19 protein-coding genes are annotated in these 21492 nt (G+C 66.4%); 8 read left to right on the top strand and 11 right to left on the bottom strand.

The window, feature by feature from the left end; all coding sequences use genetic code 11:
- Positions 1 to 52 precede the first annotated feature (52 nt).
- From LV28_RS41800 to cobU, 4 genes are all read right to left on the bottom strand, one after another.
- Positions 53 to 265 carry a hypothetical protein gene (locus LV28_RS41800; RefSeq protein ID WP_023597123.1) on the bottom strand — a complete coding sequence of 71 codons (213 nt, stop codon included), beginning with the start codon at positions 263 to 265 and terminating at the stop codon, positions 53 to 55.
- 241 nt (positions 266 to 506) lie between these two features.
- Positions 507 to 1565, bottom strand: coding sequence for a threonine-phosphate decarboxylase CobD (gene cobD / locus LV28_RS41795; RefSeq protein ID WP_023873471.1), 1059 nt, complete (start codon positions 1563 to 1565; stop codon positions 507 to 509).
- 25 nt (positions 1566 to 1590) lie between these two features.
- Entirely contained in the window at positions 1591 to 2571 is a 981-nt protein-coding gene (gene cbiB, locus LV28_RS41790; RefSeq protein ID WP_023873473.1) for an adenosylcobinamide-phosphate synthase CbiB, read from the bottom strand.
- Positions 2572 to 2577: 6 nt separating this feature from the next.
- The gene (cobU, locus tag LV28_RS41785; protein ID WP_023597120.1) at positions 2578 to 3129 is read right to left on the bottom strand and encodes a bifunctional adenosylcobinamide kinase/adenosylcobinamide-phosphate guanylyltransferase; all 552 of its coding nucleotides are present in this window, start codon (positions 3127 to 3129) and stop codon (positions 2578 to 2580) included.
- Positions 3130 to 3169: 40 nt separating this feature from the next.
- On the opposite strand from cobU, the gene LV28_RS41780 reads away from it, so the two are divergent.
- Both LV28_RS41780 and LV28_RS41775 read left to right on the top strand, forming a co-directional pair.
- Positions 3170 to 4696, top strand: coding sequence for a cobyric acid synthase (locus LV28_RS41780; RefSeq protein ID WP_031627360.1), 1527 nt, complete (start codon positions 3170 to 3172; stop codon positions 4694 to 4696).
- 121 nt (positions 4697 to 4817) lie between these two features.
- On the top strand, positions 4818 to 5441 hold the full coding sequence (locus LV28_RS41775) for a nucleotide-binding protein (RefSeq protein ID WP_024788573.1): 624 nt from the start codon (positions 4818 to 4820) through the stop codon (positions 5439 to 5441).
- Between the two features lie 68 nt (positions 5442 to 5509).
- On the opposite strand, the gene panD is transcribed toward LV28_RS41775, so the two are convergent.
- From panD to LV28_RS41755, 4 genes are all read right to left on the bottom strand, one after another.
- Positions 5510 to 5938 carry an aspartate 1-decarboxylase gene (panD, locus tag LV28_RS41770; RefSeq protein ID WP_023597118.1) on the bottom strand — a complete coding sequence of 143 codons (429 nt, stop codon included), beginning with the start codon at positions 5936 to 5938 and terminating at the stop codon, positions 5510 to 5512.
- A 140-nt stretch (positions 5939 to 6078) separates the two neighbouring features.
- A complete protein-coding gene (panC, locus tag LV28_RS41765; protein ID WP_023597117.1) occupies positions 6079 to 6915 on the bottom strand; it encodes a pantoate--beta-alanine ligase in 837 nt (278 codons plus the stop codon).
- Positions 6916 to 6943: 28 nt separating this feature from the next.
- Positions 6944 to 7804 carry a segregation and condensation protein A gene (locus LV28_RS41760; protein ID WP_028730802.1) on the bottom strand — a complete coding sequence of 287 codons (861 nt, stop codon included), beginning with the start codon at positions 7802 to 7804 and terminating at the stop codon, positions 6944 to 6946.
- A gap of 204 nt (positions 7805 to 8008) precedes the next feature.
- Positions 8009 to 8191 carry a DUF3460 family protein gene (locus tag LV28_RS41755; protein WP_023597115.1) on the bottom strand — a complete coding sequence of 61 codons (183 nt, stop codon included), beginning with the start codon at positions 8189 to 8191 and terminating at the stop codon, positions 8009 to 8011.
- Between the two features lie 375 nt (positions 8192 to 8566).
- On the opposite strand from LV28_RS41755, the gene LV28_RS41750 reads away from it, so the two are divergent.
- The 3 genes from LV28_RS41750 (at position 8567) to bamE (ending at position 15167) form a co-directional block, all read left to right on the top strand.
- Positions 8567 to 10291, top strand: a complete 1725-nt coding sequence (locus LV28_RS41750) for an autotransporter assembly complex protein TamA (RefSeq protein WP_048806857.1) — start codon at positions 8567 to 8569, stop codon at positions 10289 to 10291.
- On the top strand, positions 10291 to 14538 hold the full coding sequence (locus tag LV28_RS41745; RefSeq protein WP_048806552.1) for a translocation/assembly module TamB domain-containing protein: 4248 nt from the start codon (positions 10291 to 10293) through the stop codon (positions 14536 to 14538). The genes LV28_RS41750 and LV28_RS41745 overlap by 1 nt, the downstream gene beginning before the upstream one ends.
- 92 nt (positions 14539 to 14630) lie before the next feature.
- On the top strand, positions 14631 to 15167 hold the full coding sequence (gene bamE / locus LV28_RS41740; RefSeq protein ID WP_023597112.1) for an outer membrane protein assembly factor BamE domain-containing protein: 537 nt from the start codon (positions 14631 to 14633) through the stop codon (positions 15165 to 15167).
- Between the two features lie 34 nt (positions 15168 to 15201).
- Here the strand turns inward: bamE and LV28_RS41735 are convergent, their stop codons facing one another.
- Positions 15202 to 15477 carry a DUF6356 family protein gene (locus tag LV28_RS41735; RefSeq protein ID WP_038620308.1) on the bottom strand — a complete coding sequence of 92 codons (276 nt, stop codon included), beginning with the start codon at positions 15475 to 15477 and terminating at the stop codon, positions 15202 to 15204.
- Between the two features lie 117 nt (positions 15478 to 15594).
- Here LV28_RS41735 and LV28_RS41730 point away from each other — a divergent pair, with 117 nt between their 5' ends.
- Entirely contained in the window at positions 15595 to 16056 is a 462-nt protein-coding gene (locus LV28_RS41730) for an Lrp/AsnC family transcriptional regulator (protein ID WP_023597110.1), read from the top strand.
- Positions 16057 to 16188: 132 nt separating this feature from the next.
- Here LV28_RS41730 and metG read toward each other — a convergent pair whose 3' ends face one another.
- Both metG and LV28_RS41720 read right to left on the bottom strand, forming a co-directional pair.
- Complete coding sequence (metG, locus tag LV28_RS41725; protein ID WP_023597109.1) at positions 16189 to 18291, bottom strand: methionine--tRNA ligase; 2103 nt, start codon at positions 18289 to 18291, stop codon at positions 16189 to 16191.
- A gap of 424 nt (positions 18292 to 18715) precedes the next feature.
- Positions 18716 to 19375, bottom strand: coding sequence for a YiaD family glycine zipper/OmpA-like lipoprotein (locus LV28_RS41720; protein ID WP_023597108.1), 660 nt, complete (start codon positions 19373 to 19375; stop codon positions 18716 to 18718).
- Between the two features lie 230 nt (positions 19376 to 19605).
- Here LV28_RS41720 and apbC point away from each other — a divergent pair, with 230 nt between their 5' ends.
- Entirely contained in the window at positions 19606 to 20733 is a 1128-nt protein-coding gene (gene apbC, locus LV28_RS41715; protein WP_072619085.1) for an iron-sulfur cluster carrier protein ApbC, read from the top strand.
- A gap of 133 nt (positions 20734 to 20866) precedes the next feature.
- Positions 20867 to 21436, top strand: coding sequence for a dCTP deaminase (gene dcd / locus LV28_RS41710; RefSeq protein ID WP_023597106.1), 570 nt, complete (start codon positions 20867 to 20869; stop codon positions 21434 to 21436).
- The last annotated feature ends 56 nt before the right edge of the window (positions 21437 to 21492 follow it).

Below are 21492 nucleotides of genomic sequence, written 5' to 3'. Positions count from 1 at the left end.
CTGCATTACGGCACGGCGGCCGTAACAGTGACGCACCGAGCCTTGCCTGGCGTTAGTTCGACGCCGGTGCCGGTGCGGCCGCGCCTGCGTCGGACGCAGGTGCGCTCATGGCGCCGCCTGCATCGCTGGCCGGTGCGGCGGTGGCCGGTGCCGTTGCCGACGTGTCGGCGGCCGGTGCGGCCGATTGGTCTTCCTTCTTCGAGCAACCTGCCGTCACGACGGCCGCGGTCAGGAGCGTAGCAAGCAACAGAGGCAGTTTTTTCATTTGGTCGTCCTTTTATCTTGGGAAAGCCCTTGCGAAAGAACCTTCAGTCTAACGGCGCCCATGGGCGATGACTGTGTGCATTTGTTGCAGAAATGCTTCAATTTGTAACGAAACGGGCCGCAATTCCCTCCGGCACGCCGCTTGATCGACGGTTGCGCGGCGTGGCGCCCGACGCAAAGCATAACGAGAAAATTGGATGGCTGTGTCCCAAGGCAGTTCCCCAAACGTTCGCGGGAACGGATCAGGGGCGCGGGATCGAGGCAAGCGCCGTGCCCAATCGCTGCCACGCGGGCTCGCTGTCGGGAAGGCCAAGGCGCAGGCTCGGCAAGGTCCGCGTGCCGCCGTCGCCCAGCGTGACGGTGCGGGGGTCGAACAGGCGAGTCCAGACGCCTTGGCCGGCCAGTTCCGCATGCCACCGGGGCGCCAGCGCATGTGCGCTCCAGGCGAACAACGGCGTGCCGAGCGCCGGCCATCCCTGCGCCCGCAACAGGCTCAGCAACCGCTCGCCGTCGCGCAGCAACCGCTCTCGCGCCGCTGTCTGCCACGCCGTATCGCGCAGGGCGGTTCGGACAGCGAACCTTGCCGGTCCGCTGACCGTCCACGCGCCCAGCCGCTCGCCAAGCGGCTTCGCCAGAGATTCGGGACATAGCGCAAACCCGGCGCGAACACCCGCCAGCCCGAAGAACTTTCCCACCGAACGCAGCACCACCAGGCCGTCGCGCCCCACATGCGGCGCCATCGACATGGCCGGTGACACATCGGCGAAGGCCTCGTCCACGATGAGCAGGCCGCCGCGACGCGCCAACGCACCTTGCCATCGTGAGAGGGTCTCGGGTGCCACGCGGCGAGTGGTCGGATTATCGGGATTTACCCAAACCAGATAGTCGACGTCGGGCAATCCGGCTTCCGGGCCGAGCCACGGCACGCAGGTATGGCCGGCCATTGCAAAGGCAGGCGCGTACTCGCTGTAGGTCAGCGTGGCGACCGCCACCCGGCCCGGACGCAGCAGGGCGGGCAGCGCCCGGATCGCCGCTTGCGATCCGGCACAGGGCACGACGTTGCCGGCGGGCACCGCGTAATAGCGCGCCGCGACGTCGAGCAGATCGTCGAAGGCATCCGGCAGGTCGCGCCAGACGCTGGCCGGTGGCATCGGGACGGGATAGCCGACCGGGTTGATGCCGGTCGACAGATCGAGCCAGTCTTCACGAGGGCGTCGATACCGGGCTACGGCTTCGCCAAGATTCCCGCCATGGCGGGGGGCGTGTGAGGCAAGGCGTGTGTCGAATTCGTTGGCTGCCATGAATGCAAATGGAGTCGCCGCGCGCTCACACCAGGCTCACGGGCATGGTGTCGGCCTGCGATGCGGCGAAGAGGGCGAGTGCGCCGCTCACGAGCAGCCACATCCACATCGAGCGCGAGATGAGGCGCCAGGCGGCCTTGATATGTTGCGCGGAAGGCGCCATGCCGCAGCCCAGCGCCGGGCGCGTTTCCCATTCGCCGTGATAGCGGGCCGGGCCGCCGAGTTGCACGCCCAGGCTCCCGGCGCCGGCGGCCATTACCGGTCCGGCGTTCGGGCTCGACCAGGCGCCGGCCTGCGTGCGCCAACAGGCGATGGCGCGCGACATGTCGCCGAAGATTGCGTAGCTTGCAGCCGTCAGACGGGCGGGAATCCAGTTCAGCACATCGTCGATGCGCGCGGCCGGGCGTCCGAAGTAGACGAACTGGTCGGTGCGATAGCCCCACATGGCGTCCAGCGTGTTCGCCAGCCGGAACAGCACTACGCCGGGGGCGCCTGCGATCGCGAACCAGAAAAGCGCACCGAAGATGGCGTCGTTGCCGTTCTCGAGCGTCGATTCAACAGCGGCGCGAGCGAGGTCGGACGCGCTGGCGTCTTCGGTGTCGCGCGAGACGATGCGCGCCGTGAGGGCGCGCGCCTGCGCGAGGTCGCCGTCGCGCAGCGCGCGGGCGATGGGCATCACGTGCTCGCGCAGGCTGCGCGCACCCAGCGCGGCGTACAGCGCCAGCGCTTGCCACAGCACGCCGCCCCAGCCGGGCAGGAACGTGAGCGCCCAGGCGATCAGCACGGGCAGCACGAGCATGAGCGACCAGGCCCACAGGCCGCGCGTCATGGCGCTCAGGGGTTTGTCACGGGTGGCGGGGTCGTTGAGCCATGCCTGCACGCCGTTAGCAACACGGCCAAAGCCCACGAGCGGATGCCACCGGCGCGGCTCGCCAAGCCAGGCATCGAGCAACACGCCGATCAGTGCGGCGAGCCAAAGCGATTCGGGAGCGAGGCCGGTGAGCATCGTCGATCATCCTTTGACGGCCATGGGCAGGCCGGCGACGATAAAACGCACTTGCGGGGCCAGCGCGGCCACGCGTTGGTTCAGACGTCCGAGTTCGTCGACATAGCGCCGCGTGAGCGATCCCATCGGGATCACGCCGAGTCCGATTTCGTTGCTCACGACGACGATCTTGCCCGGCAGTGACGCGAGCGTGTGCGCGAGCGAATCGAGTGTCTCGCGCCATTGCGCATCGCTGGCCGGACCGTCGGGATGATCGTCGGGCGGGCAGAGCCAGCCGGCAAGCCACAACGGCAGGCAATCGACGAGTACGCATTGTCCGTCTCGGGCCACGTCGCGCAGGGCGCCCGCCAGATCGCGGCCGACTTCGCGTGTGGGCCAATGCGAGGGGCGGCTGGCGCGGTGATGGGCGATACGCGCGCGCATCTCGGGCTCGTCGCTGTCGGCGGCGGTCGCGAGATAGGTGACCGGCAGGCCGCTTTGTCCGGCCAGGCGCTCGGCGTACGCGCTCTTGCCGGAGCGCGCACCGCCCAGCACGAAAGTCAGGTCGAGGGCACTCATGGGCGATATTGTACGAGCGCCCGATGCGATAATTCGCGCCATGAGTGAAATCCCTGTCAATTTCCGCGCGCCTGCCGTCGGTCGCCGCGGCACCCTGATGATTCAGGGCACGTCGTCGGACGCGGGCAAGAGCACCCTGGTGGCCGGGCTGTGCCGCCTGCTGCATCGCGAGGGCGTGCGGGTCGCGCCGTTCAAGCCGCAGAACATGGCGCTCAACAGCGCGGTGACGGCCGACGGCGGCGAGATCGGACGCGCCCAGGCGCTTCAGGCGCAGGCTGCCGGCGTGGCGCCGCACACCGACTTCAATCCCGTGCTGCTCAAGCCGAGCAGCGATCGCGGTGCGCAGGTGATCATCGGCGGCAAGGTCGTGGCCGATCTCGATGCCCGCGCCTATCACGAGTACAAGCCACGGGCGATGGCGGCCGTGCTCGCCGCCTACGAGCGCCTGCGCCACGGCTACGACGCCGTGCTCGTCGAAGGCGCGGGAAGTCCGGCCGAAGTGAATCTGCGCGCCCGGGACATCGCCAACATGGGGTTCGCCGAAGCCGTCGACGCGCCAGTGCTGCTCGTGGCCGACATTGACCGCGGCGGCGTGTTCGCCCAACTGGTCGGCACGCTGGCCTGTCTGTCGGACAGCGAGCGCGCACGTATCCAGGGATTCGTCATCAATCGGTTTCGCGGCGATCCGTCATTGCTCGCCAGCGGTCTGGAATGGGTGGCGGCCCGCACGGGCATCCCGGTGCTCGGCGTGCTGCCGTATCTTCAGGGGCTGCATCTGGACGGGGAGGACATGCTGCCGGGCGAGCGTCACGCGGCCGCGAGCGGCGAGACGCGTCTGCGCGTGGCGGTGCCGGCGTTGCCCCGAATCAGCAATCACACGGATTTCGACGCCTTGCGGGCGCACCCGCAGGTCGACTTTCGCTATGTCGGCGCCGGAGAGCCGTGGCCGGCGAGCGATCTCGTGGTCCTGCCGGGCAGCAAGCACGTGCGCGCGGATCTCGCCTGGTTGCGTGCCCAGGGCTGGGCGCCGGCGATCGCGCGTCATCTGCGCTACGGCGGCAAGGTGCTCGGCATTTGCGGCGGACTGCAAATGCTGGGTACGTGGATTCACGACCCGCTCGGTGTCGAGGGCGAAGCGGGCTCCACGGCCGGTCTCGGCTGGCTGGAGATCGAGACGACGATGGCGGCGAGCAAGCAATTGCGCGTGGTGAGCGGGCGGCTGAGCGCAGGTCATGCCCCGGTGAGCGGCTATGAGATCCACATGGGCGTCACCCATGGGGCGGCGCTCGAGCGGCCCGCCCTCTGGCTCACGAGGGAAGGGGGCGACGGCACGGACGCCTCGGTGGTTGCCGACGGCGCGCGCTCGGCCGACGACCAGGTCATGGGCACGTACGTGCACGGCCTGTTCGACACACCGCAGGCGCTCGCCGCACTGCTGACGTGGGCGGGGGCCCGGGACGCGGCGATGCTGGATTACAACGCGCTGCGAGAGGCGTCGCTCGAGCGGCTGGCCGATTCGCTGGCGACGCATCTGGATCTGGCCCGCGTGTGGCGCTGCCTGCGCTGAGCGCGTCCCCGGCCGCTGGTTCGAGCTGTCACGGGGCGCCGCCGAACTGCCACCGAGCCGCCATCGAGTCGCCTTCGAGCCGATGTAAGATGTGCGGAAAATCGACCTCGGGGAGCGTGTGATGCCGGTGATCGTGGTGGCGAATCCAAAGGGGGGCGTGGGCAAGAGCACGCTCGCAACGAATCTGGCCGGGTATCTGGCGGCGCAGGGCCATGCCGTGATGCTCGGCGACACCGACCGGCAGCAATCTTCCCGGGCCTGGCTGGGGTTGCGTCCGAGCGTGGTGCGCCCCATCGCCACGTGGGAGGTCGATCACAACGAAGTTGCCCGTCCGCCCAAGGGCACGACGCACGCGGTGCTCGATACGCCGGCGGGTCTGCACGGCAAGCGCCTCGACGCAATCCTCAAGCTGGCCGATCACGTGCTGGTGCCGTTGCAGCCGTCGATCTTCGACATTCTGGCCACGCGTGACTTTCTGCAGAAGCTCGCGCAGGAGAAGCGCGTACGCGAGGGTGGCGTGCGCATCGGCGTGGTGGGCATGCGCGTCGACGCCCGCACGCGCGCGGCCGACCAACTGGCGCGCTATTGCGAGGAGGCCGGGTTGCCGGTGCTCGGCATGTTGCGCAACACGCAGAACTACGTGCAACTCGCCGCACACGGGCTCACGCTGTGGGACGTGGCGCCGGGGCGCGTGGAACGCGATCTGCCGCAGTGGGACGGCATCACGGCGTTCGTCGACCGATAACCCGCATGCCGGCATCAACGAAAAAGGGGCCCGAGGGCCCCTTTGGCATTTGGCGCGCGTCGCCAGGCTTACTTGGCGGCGGTCTGCGCGGCGGCCTCGAATGCGCGGGTGTCTTCCCACGCTTGCAGCGGCACGTGATCGCGCTCGCCCTTCTGCACGTTCTTCTCGTCGACGAACACCAGTTTCGGCTTGAAGCCGGCTAGCACTTCCTTCTCTTCGACCTGTGCGTACGACACGATGATCACGATGTCGCCCAGCTGCGCGCGACGCGCGGCCGCGCCATTCAGCGAGATCATGCCGCTCCCACGCTCGCCGCGAATGGCGTAGGTGGTGAAACGCTCGCCGTTATTGACGTTGAAGATGTCGATCTGCTCATTTTCGACGAGGCCCGAGGCTTCGAGCAGGTTTTCGTCGATCGCGCACGAGCCCTCGTAATGCAATTCGCAATGCGTCACGGTGGCGCGGTGGATCTTCGACTTGAGCATGGTGCGGTACATGGCTTGCCTCTTGTGTTGCGGTGTCGCGCACCTGGCGCGACGAATGTGATGCGCACGCGATCGCCTCCGGCGTCACGCGCGCGACTTGCGCCGGGGCGCGCGACACCGGCCCCAAGGCCGTGTGCCGCGTGCCCCGGCGCTCAGATCTCGAGATTGTCGATCAGGCGCGTCGAGCCGAGCTTGGCGGCCGCGAGCACGACCAGGCTTTCGGCCGGTGCCGCGCCCGGGGCCGGCGCCCGCAGGTTCGCGCGCTGACGGATCGACACGTAGTCCGGCTTCCAGCCGCGTGCGACGAGCGTTTGCATGGCGGCGGCCTCGAGGGCCGCATAGTGCGTGTTGCCGCCGTTCACGTCGTCGCGAATCTGGTTGAGCAGTCGGTAGAGTTCCGGGGCTTCGGCGCGCTCGGCGTCGGAGAGATAACGGTTGCGCGAGGACAGCGCCAGGCCGTCGTCGGCGCGCACGGTCTCGGCGGCGATGATCTCGATGGGCAGCGCGAACTGACGGCACATGCTGCGCACGATCATCAGTTGCTGGTAATCCTTCTTGCCGAACACGGCCACGCGCGGCTGCACGCAGGAAAAGAGCTTGGTCACGACCGTGCATACGCCCTTGAAGAAGCCGGGGCGGAATTCGCCTTCGAGAATGTCGCCAAGATCGTGCGGCGGCTCGACACGGTATTCCTGCGGCTCCGGGTACATCTCCTTCTCGTCCGGCGCGAACAGCACGTAGACGTTCTCGCGCGTGAGCTTCTCGACATCGTCGGCCATCGTGCGCGGATACTTGTCGAAATCCTCGTTCGGCCCGAACTGCAGGCGGTTCACGAAAATGCTGGCCACGACCGGATCGCCATGCTGGCGCGCGAGGCGCATCAGCGACAGGTGCCCTTCATGCAGATTGCCCATGGTGGGCACGAAGGCGACGCGATTCTGCCCGCGCATCTGGTCGCGCAGTTCCTGAATCGAGGGAATGACTTTCATTGGGGTTCCGTGCGTGGCGCAAGCGAACTTACGCGTTGGGAGAATAGGTCAGGCGCACATAGATCGGCGCGAACGGCTCGGCCTGCGTGATCTCGAGCAGCGATTCGCGCGAGAGTTCGAGCATGGCGATGAAGTTGACCACGACGACGGGCACGCCGCGCGTGACGTCGAAGAGTTCGGTGAACTCCATGAAGCGCGCCCCCTGCAACCGCCGCAGGATCTGACTCATGTGCTCGCGCACCGAGAGCTCCTCGCGCGAGATCTTGTGATGCTGCACGAGCTTGGCCCGGCGCAGCACCTCGGCCCAGGCCGCGCGCAGATCCTCGGCATCGACGTCGGGGAAGCGCGGCTGAAGGCTTTGTTCGATATAAACCTGCGAGCGCAGAAAGTCGCGCCCGAGCACCGGCAGCGTATCGAGTTTCTGCGCGGCAAGCTTCATCTGTTCGTATTCGAGCAGACGGCGCACGAGTTCGGCGCGCGGGTCCTCGGCTTCCTCGCCCGTGTCGGCCTTCTTGACCGGCAGCAACATGCGCGACTTGATCTCGATGAGCATCGCCGCCATGAGCAGATATTCCGAGGCCAACTCGAGGTTGGTGCGGCGAATCTGATCGACGTAGAGCAGATACTGCTTGGTGACCTGCGCCATCGGAATGTCGAGCACGTTGAAGTTCTGCTTGCGGATCAGATACAGCAACAGGTCGAGCGGACCTTCGAAGGCTTCGAGAAAGACTTCAAGGGCATCCGGCGGAATGTAGAGATCATTCGGCAGCGCGAACAGCGGCTCGCCATACAGGCGCGCCCGTGCGACACCGTCCACGGTATCGGGCGTGGAGTCGTGGCCTTCCTGAGGCGCGGGCAGCTCGGTGGCCGCCGGGTCGGGCGGGCGCACCCGCGCGGGCGCGGCCTCGGCGCTGCCTTCGACCCCCTGCCGCGCCGGCGCATCCGCCGTCGAATCTCCGGGCGCGGCGTCGGCGTGCTCGGGCACCGGCGCGATCTCGGGGACCGGCTCGGGCGGATGCGACGGATCGTCGGGCGTACTCGGATTCAATGCGGGACTCGGCCGGAATTGACAGGATGTCGGGGCAGGGGCGATTTACTCGCTCTGGTAGACGTACGGCTGCTGTGCCACGCGCGACTGCTGGGCGCGGCTGCGCTCGTCCAGATCGATCGGTTGCTTGTCCCACAGCAGGGCGCGGCCTTGGCGCTGCTCCGCCTCCAGCGTCGGCTTCTCAGCCTTCAGTTGCTTGATGAATTGGGTGATGTCGGACTCGTACATGGTCGAATTGCTTAAAGAATAGGCAAAAACGACGCCGTCGCAACGGCGCCAATCGACGCAGATTCTACCGCAAACGCACCCCGATTCACCGTTTGGGCTGTTTTGGGACACAAGGTGAACCGGCGCTGGGGATATGTTCAAATACGACTCACATACGCATTGCCTGTTGCGATGCCGTGCCATACGGGGGCGGCATCCTGGCGCAGGGCGCCACGGCATCAGGGCATTGACTGGCATCATCGACCGCACGCCGGACCACCGGCGGCGGTATTTCACACTCCAAGGAAGGTTTTGACCGTCTCGCAGATCAAACCCGGTTACGGCGCTCGTCGTCGCTTCGGTGTGCGTCCTTTGCGCACCCGCCCCGCCACCTGGATGGCGATGGCCGCACTCGCATGCGGCCTGGTCGTGTCGGGCACCGCACAGGCCGACTATCGTGTGCGCATCGATGCGCCCAACGGCCTGGCCAAGCTCCTCAAGGACAACCTCGACCTGGTGCGTTTCGCCTCGCGCGACGACATCGGCGACGCCCAGTTCGAACACCTCGTGGCGACCGTGGGCGCGCAGGTGCAGGAACTGACTTCGACCGAGGGTTATTTTTCTCCTGTCACCCATGTGGACGTCACGACCGTCAATGGCAAGCGCGATGTACGGGTCACGGTGGCGTCGGGGCCGCGCACGCACATCAGGAGCCTCGACGTGGAGTTCACGGGGCCGATCCTCGAGCAGGAGCCGCAACGCGTCACGCAGTTGCGCAATGCGTGGGAACTGCCTGTGGACGCACCGTTTCGTCAGGCGGACTGGGATCAGGCCAAGAACGACACGCTGTTCCAACTGGGGCAGAAGCGCTACCACGCGGCGAAGATGAGCTTCTCGCGCGCGGTGATCGACGCCGACAGCGACACGGCGTCGCTGGCCGCGACCTTCGACAGCGGCCCGGCGTTCACGCTGGGGCCGCTCGTCATCAGCGGCACGCGGCGCTATCCCGAGCAGATCATCCGCAACGTCAATCCGCTCGAGGAGGGCGAGCCGTTCGATGCCGATCGTCTGCAGGAGCTGCAACGTCAGATCCAGGCCACACCGTATTTCTCCAACGTCATCATCGAGGTGACGGAAGATCCGTCGAAGGCCGAACGGGCGCCGGTCGAGGTGAAGGTGCGCGAATTCCCCACGCAACGTGTGCAAAGCGGCGTGGGTTACACGACCGACACCGGCGCGAGCGTGAACGGCCGGTATTCGTACTACAACCTCTTCGGCCGGGCGTGGACGTTCGACACGCAGGCCCGCCTCGAGCAGTATCGCCAGGGCGGCTACGCCGAGATCGCGATGCCGCCGGACAGCACGGCATATACCAACAGTACCCGCGCGTCGTACGAGCGCACGTACCTGAATGGTCTCGATCAGCGCTCGGCGCAGATCGGCATCAAGCGCGCGCGCTCGCGCGAGCGCTACGACTGGGCCTACACGCTCGACTGGTATCACACCGACGAGCGTCCCGACGGCGGCACGCGCTTCGTGAACAAGGCGCTGGTGCCCGCGTTCGCATGGAACCGCCGCGACGTGGACGACCTGATCTTCCCGCGCAAGGGCAACATCATCAACACGCAGATCGGTTTTGCCGCCAAGCCGGTGCTCACCGACCAGAGCTTCGCGCGACTGTATGGCCGTATCCGCCAGTACTTCCCGGTAGGACAGCGCGACCTCGTGCTCGCGCGCCTGGAACTGGGGGCCGTGATCACGAACGGCAACAGCGATCGCATTCCGTCGTCGCTGCTGTTCTTCGCGGGCGGCACCTCGTCGATCCGGGGCTATAACTTCCAGAGCATCGGTCGCCAGCAGAACGGCACGACGTTCCCGACCAAATACCTCGGCACGGCCAGCCTCGAATACCAACGCTGGGTCACGCGCGACTGGGGCGGCGCGGTCTTCTGGGACGTCGGCACGGCCACCGACGACTACCGCCATCCCACGCCGCTCTACCACGGCGTGGGTCTCGGCGTGCGCTGGCGCAGTCCGGTGGGCCCGGTCAACGTCGACCTCGGTTACGGCGTGCGCGACCGGCGCTTGCGCCCGTCGATCTCGCTGGGGGTGGCGTTCTGATGACGACGATGCCCCTGAACCCGCGGACGCCCGCCGCCATGGCGAGCGAGATTCGCGACATCGGACACGAACCCACGCTCACGCGACCCGGTGCGCAAGGGCTGCCGGGCGGCGACCCATCGACGCCACCGCCGCCCGCACCGCCGCCGGGTGACACACCGCCGCCGGCGCACCGGCGACGCTGGGGCCGCGCGCTTCTGGCGACCCTGCTTGCCGTGCTGCTCATCGTGGTGCTTGCCATCGGCGCCCTGCTGTGGGCGATGTCGAGCGAGCGCGGCAGTCGCTGGTTATGGCAGGCGGCCGTGTCGACGCTCGGCGGCAAGCTCTCGGGCGAGTGGCGCGGCGGCAGCTTCGCGAACGGCTTCACCGTGAACGACGTGCGCTATCTCGATGGCGCGACGCGCATCACCGTCAGCCGTCTGGACAGCCGCTGGGCACTGCGCGTGCGACCGCTGCATTTCACCGTCGACAAACTGCACGTGGGCGATGTCGACCTGGCATTCGCGCCGTCGCCACCCTCGACCACTCCGGCGACCTTGCCGCAAAGCCTGCGTCTGCCACTGGGGCTGACGTTGAACGATGTGCGCGTGGCGAAGCTTACGTTGCATGCGCCGGAGCTCGTGCTGGAAGACATTCGCGTGGCGGCGCGCAGCGACGGCACGCAGCACACGATCCAGATCGAGCACCTGGGCACGCCCTATGGCGAAGCACAGGCCAGCCTGCAACTCAACGGGCGGCGTCCGTTCGCGCTTGGCGGCAACGTGGGGCTGCAGGCGAAGGCGGGCGACATTCCCGTCGCGTTGCAGGCGAACCTGACGGGATCGCTCGACGCGCTTGTCGTCGACCTGAGCGCGAGCGGCGAGAAGCTCAATGGCACGGCGCACATCGCGGCGTCGCCCTTCGGCGCCGTGCCGCTGTCGCGTGCGCAGATCGCACTCGATCACCTCAATCCGCACGATTTCGCGCCGGGGGCACCGCAGGCGGACCTCGCGGTACGCGCCGATCTGCGTCCCGAACCTGGCGCGAAGGTCTTTCGCGTGCTCGGACCGGTGTCGGTGATCAATGCGAAGCCGGGCGCCATCGACGCTGGCGCATTGCCGGTCGAAAGCCTGCGCACGCAGGTGCTGCTCGACGCTACGCGTCAGGCGCTCACCGGCATCGAACTGAAGCTTGCAGGGCGTGCCGTGCTGACAGGTAGCGGCGAACTGCGCCGCGAGAAGGTGGCCGCCGTCGTCTCGGATAGCGCCGCGACGCCGGCACCGCCGCAGGCAGCGAGCGCGTCGGGTGCATCGGGTGCATCGGCTACATCGGGTACCGGTGCGACAGCGGGAGCGGCGACCGAAGCCACGGTCGGCGGCTTCGCCTTCACCCTGCGCGATCTCGACCTGCGCGCCTTGTACGGCAAGTTGCCTGCGACGAAGCTTGGCGGTCCGCTCGATGTCAAACTCGATGCCACGGGCCAACGCATCGTGCTCGACTGGCGCGACGCCGCGCGCCGGGTGCTGGCCGATGTCGGCCTCGATGCGAAGGGCACCACGATCCACGCGCTGTCGCTGGACGCGGGCGCTGGCAAGGTCACCGCGACCGGTGTGCTCGAGAACGGAGACACCGGTGCCTATCGCGCACAGATCAAGCTCTCCCGTTTCGATCCGGCGGCCTGGTACGACCTTTACGGCCCGCCCAGGCGCGGGCAGAAAACGCCGACGGCCAGCGTCACCGGCCAGCTCGATGCGCAGGGCGCGCTGCGCCCGGCGTTCGGTCTGGCGCTGAAGTTCGCGTTGCAGGACAGTGTGTACGCCGATTTGCCGATGAGCGGCGCCGGCACGGTGCGAATCGAGGGAACGCGGCTCATGCCCAGCGATGCCAACCTGCTCGTGGCCGGCAACAAGGTGGCGTTGCGCGGCAGTTTCGGCGCGGCTGGCGACCGGATGTCGGTCAACGTCGACGCCCCGTCGCTCGACAAGCTCGGTTTCGGCCTCGCGGGGCGCCTGCAACTCGACGGGCAGGTCTCGGGCACGATCGAGCGTCCGGCGGTGGTGGCGACATTGTCGGCCGACAAGCTGGTTTTCGGCGCGCAAAAGCTCGAACATCTGTCGGGTAAGGTGGATGTGAGCGGCGGCTTGCCCGGCGCGGCGAGCGACCGGCTCAACGTCACACTCGACGGACGCGGATTCTCGAGCGAGATCGCGCGACTGGACCGCCTGTCGCTCGCGCTGGCCGGCACGCGGGGGGCCCACACGCTGCATCTCAAGGCGGCGGGCAAGCTGCGTCAGGCGCCGCTCGACATGAATGTCGATGCGGCAGGCGCCGTGACGAACACGCGCGGCAAGCCGGGGTGGCGCGGCACCATTCAGACGCTGGAGAACGCCGGCGTGCCGAAGCTCAGGCTTTCGGCCCCATGGCAGGTCGAAGCGAGCGCCGACCGAGTGCGTCTGGGCGCGGCCCGTCTGGTGACGGGGGCGGGCACGCTGGCGCTCACCCATCTGGACTACGGCGACGGTCAACTGAAGACCGCGGGTGCGCTCGATACGCTCGACATTGCCCAGGTGCTGAACGTGGTGCAGTCCTTTACCGGGGCGCCGATGCCGGTGGAGAGCAATCTCGTGCTCGATGGCAAGTGGGATGTGCGAGCCGGTCAGCGCGCCGACGGTTTCGTCGAGATCGTGCGCCGCAGCGGCGACGTGACCCTGCGCCGGGGCGGCATCAACGAGCATGTCAACGTGACGGTCACCGGCATCCCCGGCCTGACGGCGGAGAAGGGCGGTGTCGGGGCGCGCGTGCCGCTCGGTATCTCCGAACTGCGCACGCGCATCGACCTGTCCGGGCAATCGGCCAACGCCAGGGTCAGGGCAGTGTCCTCACTCGTGGGCACGCTCGACGCCGACGTGAAGTCCGGCCTGCACGTGCAAAACGGTATTCCCTCGCTACCGGACGACGCTCCGCTGTCCGGCCGTATCGCACTCGCCATTCCCGATCTGTCCCGATTCGAAGATTTGGCGGGGGCGCAGTTCGCGTTCAAGGGACGGGCCAACCTGCAAGTCGCGCTGGCGGGTACGGTCGCCAAGCCCCGTCCGACCGGCGAGCTGACGGCTGACGACCTGGCGGTGCAGATGTTCGATACGGGCGTGAGCGTCAAGGACGGGCGTGTGCGTGTCTCGCTCACGCCGAACGAGATCGTCCTGCGCGACGTGGTGGTCACGGGCGGTGGCGGCGGCACGGCGCGGGCAAGCGGCAACATTCGGCTCGACACGCCCGAGCCGACGCTGGGCATCGCGCTCGTGGCCGACAAGCTGCAACTGTTCGCCGCGCCCGACCGACAACTGTCGCTGAGCGGAGAGGCCCGGGCGACCGGCAGTGGCGATGCGGCGTCCGTGACCGGGAATTTCACCGTCGATCGCGCGCGTTTCGCATTGCCGCCGTCGAGTGCGCCGAAGCTGGGCGACGATGTCATTGTCGTGCGCGGCGGCGCGCAGGCGCGTACCAGGCCGCTCGATGCCCGCGACGAAGCCGCACGCATCGGCGACAAGCCGGCGAGTCGCTTCTCGCCGCACGTCGATCTGGCGCTGAACCTGGGCAGGGATTTCCGCTTTGTCGGCGCCGGTGCCGATCTGCTGCTGCGCGGCAGCGTGCGCCTGCAAAGCGACCCGCTCACACCGATGCGCGCGACCGGCACGATCACCGTGGCCGAGGGGACTTACGAGGCGTTCGACCGAAAGCTCGCGATCGAGCGCGGCCAGATCAACTTCGTCGGCCCGCTCGACAATCCCAACGTCTACATTCAGGCGATGCGCCGCAATCAGGAAGTTGCGGCGGGTGTGCTGGTGACGGGCACGGTGCGGCAGCTTCGCGTGTCACTGGTCTCGGAGCCGAACGTGTCCGACGAAGAAAAGCTGTCGTGGCTGATGTTCGGCCACGGCCCCGACGGTGCGGGACTCGGCCAGCGGCAGGCGATGGCGGGCGCCGCTTCGGCGCTGCTCGGCACGACCGGCGGCAAGCGCATCATCAAGGATCTCGGGATCGACGAATTCAGCATCGGCACCAGCGATTCGGGATTGCCCGACGACCAGCAGGTCGTGAAGGTCGGCAAGGCGATCTCCGACAGCTTCGCGCTGGGCTATGAGCAAAGCCTGACGAGCGCCGCGAGTATCGTGAAGATCACGTGGCAGCTTTCGCGCCGCTGGCAACTGGTGCTGCGCACCGGCTCGCTGTCGGGTTTCGATGTGTTGTTCAACCGTCGTTTCGACTGACGGATGTGGGAGGAGGAATGCCGATGACAACGTCGCGTAGTTTGGACCACCCGGCGCAGGGTCTGCGCCGCGGCCTTCGTTGGGGAGTCGCCATGGGATTGTTCGCAAGTCTGCTGGGGCTGTTCGGGTGCGATCAGCAGCAGATCGACAAGGTGCGGGAAAAGGCGCGCGATACGTTCAATGCCGTCAAGCCCGACGACATGCTGCTGCGCAACCTCACGCCGGGGGTAACGACCGAGGCGCAGGTGCGCGAGCAGATGGGCAAGCCTGAAATCGTGTGGGAGAACGATGACGGCTCGCGTCGGCTTGAATACCCGCGCTCGCCGGGCGGGTTGCGGACCTACATGGTCGACATCGCGCCCGACGGCAAGCTGCGCGGCGTGATCCAGGCACTGACCGCCGAGAACCTCCAGCAGGTGCAGCCCGGCATGACGCAGGACGACGTGCGGCGGTTGCTCGGCAAGCCGACCAGCGTGGCGCAATACCCGCTGAAGAAGGAAACGGTATGGAGCTGGCGCTGGCTGGAGGATGGGGTGAACACGCCGGGCATGTTTAACGCCCACTTCGGTCCCGACGGCCGGGTGACGGTCACGTCGCGCTCACCCGATCCGGGCTCGGAGCGTCCGTGACCCGACGCCCTCGCGGTAACCGGCGTTACCGGCGTTACCGGGTGGGCGGTGTGGTCCGCCCGCGCTGCGCCGGTTGCGCCCCGGATTGCGATGTGGATTGCGACCCATGCCGATGACGATTCGTCACCATGCGCTCGTGCAGCCGCACGATCAGCCGGCTGCCTGTCTTCTCGAACAGGAACGGCAGCAGCGCGTGCACGAGACAGGCCAGGAAGGCGCCGAGCAGCGGTAGCGCGAACGACAGCGCGGAACCCATGTGCTGGAGGTAGTTTTCGCCGACAGAGGCTGGGTGCTGAGTGAAGATTTTCATGTTGTCCCCTGATTTCGGAATGTTTCCGAAGTCTACGTGCCATCGAGGGGTAAAGGCTTTCAAATTTCTCCCGTATTCGGGTAGGATTTGGAAAAGTTTTCCTGTCAAAGGGGCATCGTGGACAAAACCGATCTCGCAATACTCGAAAATCTGCAAGCCGATGCCTCACGCTCGCTGGGCGAGCTGGCCGAAGCCGTGCATCTGTCGCCCACGCCGTGCTGGCGCCGGGTGCAGCGTTTGCGCGAGAGCGGGGTGATCACCGGGCAGGTCACGCTGTGCGACCCGCAGCAACTGGATCTGCGCGTCACGGCGTTCGTGTTCATCAAGGCCGCCACGCACAGCGAGGACTGGATGGTGCGCTTCGTCGCCGGCGCGCGCGAGTTGCCGGAAATCGTGGAGATCCATCGCATGGCCGGCGACATCGACTATCTGCTCAAGGTTTATTTGCCGGATATCGCGGCCTACGACCGGTTCTACAAAAAACTCATCCGCGTCGCCGATCTGCAGGACATCAGCGCGAGCTTCTCGATGGAAACCGTGAAATTCACGACGGCATTGCCGGTCGAGCATCTGCGATAGGCGACACGCGCACGGATCACTTCAATTTCCGCATGCGCCGGGCGTGAAACGAAACACCCCGAGGCCGGGAATCCGGCGCTCGGGGTGTTTTGTCCGGGAAAGCGGGGCGCTCCCGGTGGATGATCGCGTGGCTTACTTGACGCGCATGCCCGGCTTCGCGCCTGCGTGCGGCTCCAGGATGTAGATGCCCGGTTCGGCCTTCTCGTCGGCCGCCGAGGCGGCCAGCACCATGCCTTCGGACAGGCCGAACTTCATCTTGCGCGGGGCAAGGTTCGCCACCATGACGGTGAGCTTGCCCACGAGCGCCTCCGGCTGCGGATAGGCCGACTTGATGCCGGAGAAAACGTTGCGCGTCTGCGCTTCGCCCACGTCGAGCGTGAGCTGCAGCAGTTTGTCGGAGCCCTCGACCGCCTTGCAGTCGACGATGCGAGCGATGCGCAGGTCGATCTTCGCGAAGTCGTCGATCGTGATGACGCCGTCGTCAGCGGATTTTTCCACTTTGTCCACCGCCTTGGTCGCCTTGCCCTTCGCAGCCGCGGCATTCGCCGTGTCCGCGGTGGGCGTGGCGGCTTGCAGCGAATCGCGATTGGCGGCGAGCAGGGCTTCGACCTGCTTGCCTTCGACGCGCGTCATCAGGTGCTTGTAGGCATTGATGGCGGACTCGGCGGTGAGCGGGCGGCTCACGTCCTGCCACGTTTGCGGCGCGATGTTCAGAAAGCGCTCCACGGCCTCGGCGGTCGTGGGCAGCACCGGCTTGAGGTAAAGCGTGAGCAGGCGGAAGGCTTCGAGGCAGACCGAGCAGGCTTCGTGCAGCGCACCGGCCTGTGCCGGGTCCTTGGCGAGATCCCACGGCTTGACCGTGTCGACGTAGCCGTTCACGGCGTCGGCCTGCTCCATCACCAGGCGCAGTGCCTTGCCGAATTCGCGCGCCTCGTAATGCGCGGCGATCTGCGGCGCGGCGGCGCGAATCTGGTCGAGCAGGGCCGTCTGCATGGCCCCGGGCGACACGCGCCCCTCGAAACGCTTGATGAGGAAACCCGCGGCGCGGCTCGCAATGTTCACGTACTTGCCGACCAGATCGCTGTTCACGCGCGCGATGAAGTCATCGAGGTTGAGATCGAGGTCTTCCATCGTGCTGCCCAGCTTGGCGCCGATGTAGTAACGCAGCCATTCCGGGTTGAGGCCCGTGTCGATGAAGCTCTGCGCCGTGATGAACGTGCCGCGCGACTTCGACATCTTCTGGCCGTCGACCGTCAGGAAACCGTGCGCGAACACGTTCGTCGGCGTGCGATGTCCCGAGAATTCGAGCATCGCCGGCCAGAACAGCGTGTGGAAGTACAGGATGTCCTTGCCGATGAAGTGGTACTGCTCGGTCGTGGTGCCGGGCTTGACCCACTCGTCGAAATTCAGCCCGCGCTGCTTGCACAGGTTCTTGAAGCTGGCGTAGTAGCCCACCGGCGCGTCGAGCCACACGTAGAAGTACTTGCCCGGGGCGCCGGGAATTTCGAACCCGAAATAGGGCGCGTCGCGCGAGATGTCCCAGTCGGCGAGCGTGGACTCGCCGTCCTCGCCGAGCCATTCCTTCATCTTGTTGGCGGCCTCGGGCTGTGCCAGGCCGGCGACCCACCGGCGCAGGAACTGCTCGCAGCGCTTGTCGGAGAGCTTGAAGAAGTAGTGCGTGGACGTCTTGCGCACGGGCGTGGCGCCCGAGACCACCGAATACGGGTTGAGCAGGTCGGTCGGCGCGTAGGTCGAGCCGCAGACCTCGCACGAGTCGCCGTACTGGTCCTTGGCGCCGCACTTCGGACATTCGCCCTTGATGAAGCGATCCGGCAGGAACATTTCCTTGACCGGGTCGTACGCCTGTTCGATATCGCGCGCTTCAATCAGACCCTGTTCCTTGAGCGCCAGATAGACGCTTTCGGACAATTCGCGATTTTCTTCGGAATCCGTCGAATAGTAGTTGTCGAACGAGATGCCGAAGCTGTCGAAGTCGCGCTTGTGCTCCTTCCAGACGCGCTCGATGAGCTGCCTGGGCGTGAGCCCCTCCTTCTCGGCGCGCAGCATGACCGGCGTGCCGTGCGTGTCGTCGGCGCCCACGTAGTACACCTCGTGACCCTGCATCCGCATGAACCGCACCCAGATGTCGGTCTGGATGTACTCCACCAGGTGGCCGATATGAATCTGGCCATTGGCGTACGGCAGGGCGGATGTGACGAGAATGCGACGGGACATGAGGATTGACTGTGCGTTGAGGGAACCGGGAAAGGACGATTCTAGCAGGCGGGGCGGGTTGCCGCCCAACGCGACGCCGTGGTGCGGGCCCGGGCGGTGGCGACCGACGCGGGCGCCGGCCTGTCGCCAGCAGGCGGCGAGCGGCCAAAAAAAAGCCGGAACGAGGTTCCGGCATAACTAGGCACACGTAACGTCAATAACAAAGAGGAGATGGAAGCGCCCACGGTAGGCACTTCCGAAGGGTCTGAGCCAAGGTATGGGGAATAGTTCAACGGAAGCCCGGACTTTCGATGCTGCGATGCACCATACCTCATTCCGTGCGCATTGGGCGCCTGGTTGAACCGGCCATTCGTGCCCCCGAAACGAAACATGCCCGGCGAACCGGGCATGTCTCGCATCGGGACGGGCCCGATCGGGCGGCCGATCAGCCGCGCGGCGCTTGCTGGTTCGGCGCGTGCAGCAGGATTTCCACGCGACGGTTCTGGGCGCGGCCCTGCGCCGTGGCGTCCGAAGCGATCGGCTGGCTCGAAGCGACGCCGGTGGCGCTCAGGCGATTGGGGGCAACGCCGCGGCTCGTGAGGTACTGGGCCACGTTGGCGGCACGCTGTTGCGACAGCGGCACGTTGATGCGGTCGCCACCGGTGCTGTCGGTGTGGCCCACGATGTTGGCGGTGATGCCCGGATTCTGGTTGAGGGACGTGGCGACGTCGTCGAGCACGCTGCGGAAGTTCTGGTTGATGACCGCGCTGCCCGTGGCGAACGTCACGTCGCTGGGAACCGCGACCTTGAGCGAGCCGTCCGGCTGTTCGGAAATCGTGGTGCCCGTGCCGGCGGTGTGGCCGCCGAGGGTGTTCTTGATGGATTGCCAGTTGTAACCGGCGGCACCGCCCGCGGCCGCGCCCACCGCGGCGCCGATCAGCGTGCCGGTGGTGTTGCCGCCGATCAGGTTGCCGAGCCCCGCCCCGACGGCCGCACCGACGCCGGTGCCGACCGCCGTGTTGGTGCCCTGCGGCGTCTGGCAACCGGCCAGCAGTGCGGCAGAGACCAGGACGAGCGCGGAAGCGCGCAGAGTGTTCTTATTCATTTGAGGCTCCTTCTCGATTAGCTAGCAGTGATGAGACACGCGTGAGCACTTCGCCGAAGCACGTGCGCACCGCAGGGGTTTTGAACCTGAGGGCGCGCGGTCTTTTACAATAGCGCTGAGTGTCGACCGCGGGCAAGGACTGAATGCCGCGGCGGCAGGTTCCCCATGACACGCGCGCCTCGCATCCTAATCGAGAGCGTGCGCCACGGATGTTACAAGTTGTTAGCGCCATGCCGGGCGTCTCCCGGCGTGACTCGACAGAACGAGAGACCCACATGGAAGTCACCCAAATCAATGAAGTGCTGCGTGGCATCGTCGACCCCGACACGGGGCTCGACCTGATCGCCGGGAAGTATGTCAAGCAGGTGGCGGCCGAGCATGGCCACGTCGGCATTCAGATCGAGTTCGGCTATCCCGCGAAGAGCCAGTTCGACGCCATGCGCGCGCGAATTACCGAGGCCGTCGGCAAGTTGCCCGGAGTCGAGCGCGTGGCCGTCGAAATCAGCCAGAAAATCGTAGCCCATGCGGTGCAGCGCGGGGTGAAGCTCCTTCCCAATGTCAAGAACATCGTGGCCGTCGCTTCGGGCAAGGGCGGCGTGGGCAAAAGCACCACGGCCGTGAACCTGGCACTCGCGCTGGCCGCCGAGGGCGCCAATGTCGGCATTCTCGACGCCGACATCTATGGCCCGTCGCTGCCCACGTTGCTCGGTATTCACGGTAAGCCGGAATCCAAGGATGGCAAGACGCTCGAGCCGATGGTCGGCCATGGCCTGCAGGCGAGCTCCATCGGTTTTCTGATCGAGCCGGACAACCCGATGGTCTGGCGTGGTCCGATGGTTACGCAGGCGCTCGAGCAACTGCTCAACCAGACGAACTGGCACGATCTCGACTATCTGATCGTCGACATGCCGCCTGGCACGGGCGACATCCAGCTCACGCTCGCGCAAAAGGTCCCCGTCACCGGCGCGGTCATCGTGACGACGCCGCAGGACCTGGCGCTGCTCGACGCCCGCAAGGGGCTCAAGATGTTCGAGAAGGTCGGCGTGCCGATCCTCGGTCTGATCGAGAACATGAGCCTGCACATCTGCTCGAACTGCGGTCATGAGGAGCCGATTTTTGGCGTGGGCGGCGGTGAGCGCATGAGTCACGATTTCGACGTCGACCTGCTGGGCAAGCTGCCGCTGGAGATGAGCATCCGCGTGCACGCCGATGCCGGCATGCCGAGCGTGGTGGGCGACCCGGACGGGCGCGTGGCCGAGCTCTACAAGGCTATCGCGCGCAAGGTGGCCGTCAAGATCGCGTCGAAGCAGAAGGACATGACGAGCAAGTTCCCGTCGATCGTGGTGCAGAACACCTGAGGCGCCCGAAAAGGCCGCCCGCCGGGGCTCGGGCGCCCCGGGCGGCGCGGCGCGGGGGAAAATCTCACCGCACCGCAACAATCGCGTAAAATACGCCCACTTTTTCACGTACTCCCCGAATTCAGGCCCACACATGAGCATCAAGTCCGACAAGTGGATCCGGCGCATGGCCGAAGAGCACGGCATGATCGAGCCCTTCGAACCGTCGCAGATCCGGTATTCCCAGGACGGGCAAAAGATCGTCAGCTACGGCACGTCGAGCTACGGCTACGACATTCGTTGCGCGCCTGAATTCAAGATCTTCACGAACATCAACTCGACCATCGTCGACCCGAAGAATTTCGACGAGAAGTCGTTCGTCGACGTCTCGAGCGATGTCTGCATCATCCCGCCGAACTCGTTCGCGCTCGCACGCACCGTCGAATACTTCCGCATTCCGCGCAATGTGCTCACGGTGTGCCTGGGCAAGTCGACGTACGCCCGCTGCGGCATAATCGTGAACGTGACGCCGTTCGAACCCGAATGGGAGGGCTACGTGACGCTGGAATTCTCGAACACCACGCCGCTGCCGGCGAAGATTTACGCCAACGAAGGCGTGGCGCAGGTGCTGTTCTTCGAGTCCGACGAGGTCTGCGAGACGTCGTACAAGGATCGGGGCGGCAAGTACCAGGGACAGCGTGGCGTCACGCTGCCGAAGACCTAGCCTGACAAGATCTCGCCACCGGTGAGCCTCTCCCGAATCGCAATGCCCCAGAGCCA

The sequence above is a fragment of the Pandoraea pnomenusa genome, from assembly GCF_000767615.3.
GTDB classification, from domain to species: Bacteria; Pseudomonadota; Gammaproteobacteria; order Burkholderiales; family Burkholderiaceae; genus Pandoraea; species Pandoraea pnomenusa.
The sequence above is the reverse complement of the archived record's forward strand: the minus strand, read 5'-3'. Positions and strand labels throughout refer to the sequence as shown.

Bases quoted from the DNA above. Each gene is read 5' to 3' on its own strand.
- cobD (WP_023873471.1), bottom strand. From the start codon at position 1,565: ATGGCAGCCAACGAATTCGACACACGCCTTGCCTCACACGCCCCCCGC.
- LV28_RS41750 (WP_048806857.1), top strand. From the start codon at position 8,567: ATGGCGATGGCCGCACTCGCATGCGGCCTGGTCGTGTCGGGCACCGCA.
- panD (WP_023597118.1), bottom strand. From the start codon at position 5,938: ATGTACCGCACCATGCTCAAGTCGAAGATCCACCGCGCCACCGTGACG.
- metG (WP_023597109.1), bottom strand. From the start codon at position 18,291: ATGTCCCGTCGCATTCTCGTCACATCCGCCCTGCCGTACGCCAATGGC.
- cobU (WP_023597120.1), bottom strand. From the start codon at position 3,129: ATGAGTGCCCTCGACCTGACTTTCGTGCTGGGCGGTGCGCGCTCCGGC.
- LV28_RS41745 (WP_048806552.1), top strand. From the start codon at position 10,291: ATGACGACGATGCCCCTGAACCCGCGGACGCCCGCCGCCATGGCGAGC.
- LV28_RS41800 (WP_023597123.1), bottom strand. From the start codon at position 265: ATGAAAAAACTGCCTCTGTTGCTTGCTACGCTCCTGACCGCGGCCGTC.
- bamE (WP_023597112.1), top strand. From the start codon at position 14,631: ATGGGATTGTTCGCAAGTCTGCTGGGGCTGTTCGGGTGCGATCAGCAG.
- panC (WP_023597117.1), bottom strand. From the start codon at position 6,915: ATGAAAGTCATTCCCTCGATTCAGGAACTGCGCGACCAGATGCGCGGG.
- LV28_RS41755 (WP_023597115.1), bottom strand. From the start codon at position 8,191: ATGTACGAGTCCGACATCACCCAATTCATCAAGCAACTGAAGGCTGAG.
- LV28_RS41775 (WP_024788573.1), top strand. From the start codon at position 4,818: ATGCCGGTGATCGTGGTGGCGAATCCAAAGGGGGGCGTGGGCAAGAGC.
- dcd (WP_023597106.1), top strand. From the start codon at position 20,867: ATGAGCATCAAGTCCGACAAGTGGATCCGGCGCATGGCCGAAGAGCAC.
- apbC (WP_072619085.1), top strand. From the start codon at position 19,606: ATGCCGGGCGTCTCCCGGCGTGACTCGACAGAACGAGAGACCCACATG.
- LV28_RS41780 (WP_031627360.1), top strand. From the start codon at position 3,170: ATGAGTGAAATCCCTGTCAATTTCCGCGCGCCTGCCGTCGGTCGCCGC.
- cbiB (WP_023873473.1), bottom strand. From the start codon at position 2,571: ATGCTCACCGGCCTCGCTCCCGAATCGCTTTGGCTCGCCGCACTGATC.
- LV28_RS41735 (WP_038620308.1), bottom strand. From the start codon at position 15,477: ATGAAAATCTTCACTCAGCACCCAGCCTCTGTCGGCGAAAACTACCTC.
- LV28_RS41720 (WP_023597108.1), bottom strand. From the start codon at position 19,375: ATGAATAAGAACACTCTGCGCGCTTCCGCGCTCGTCCTGGTCTCTGCC.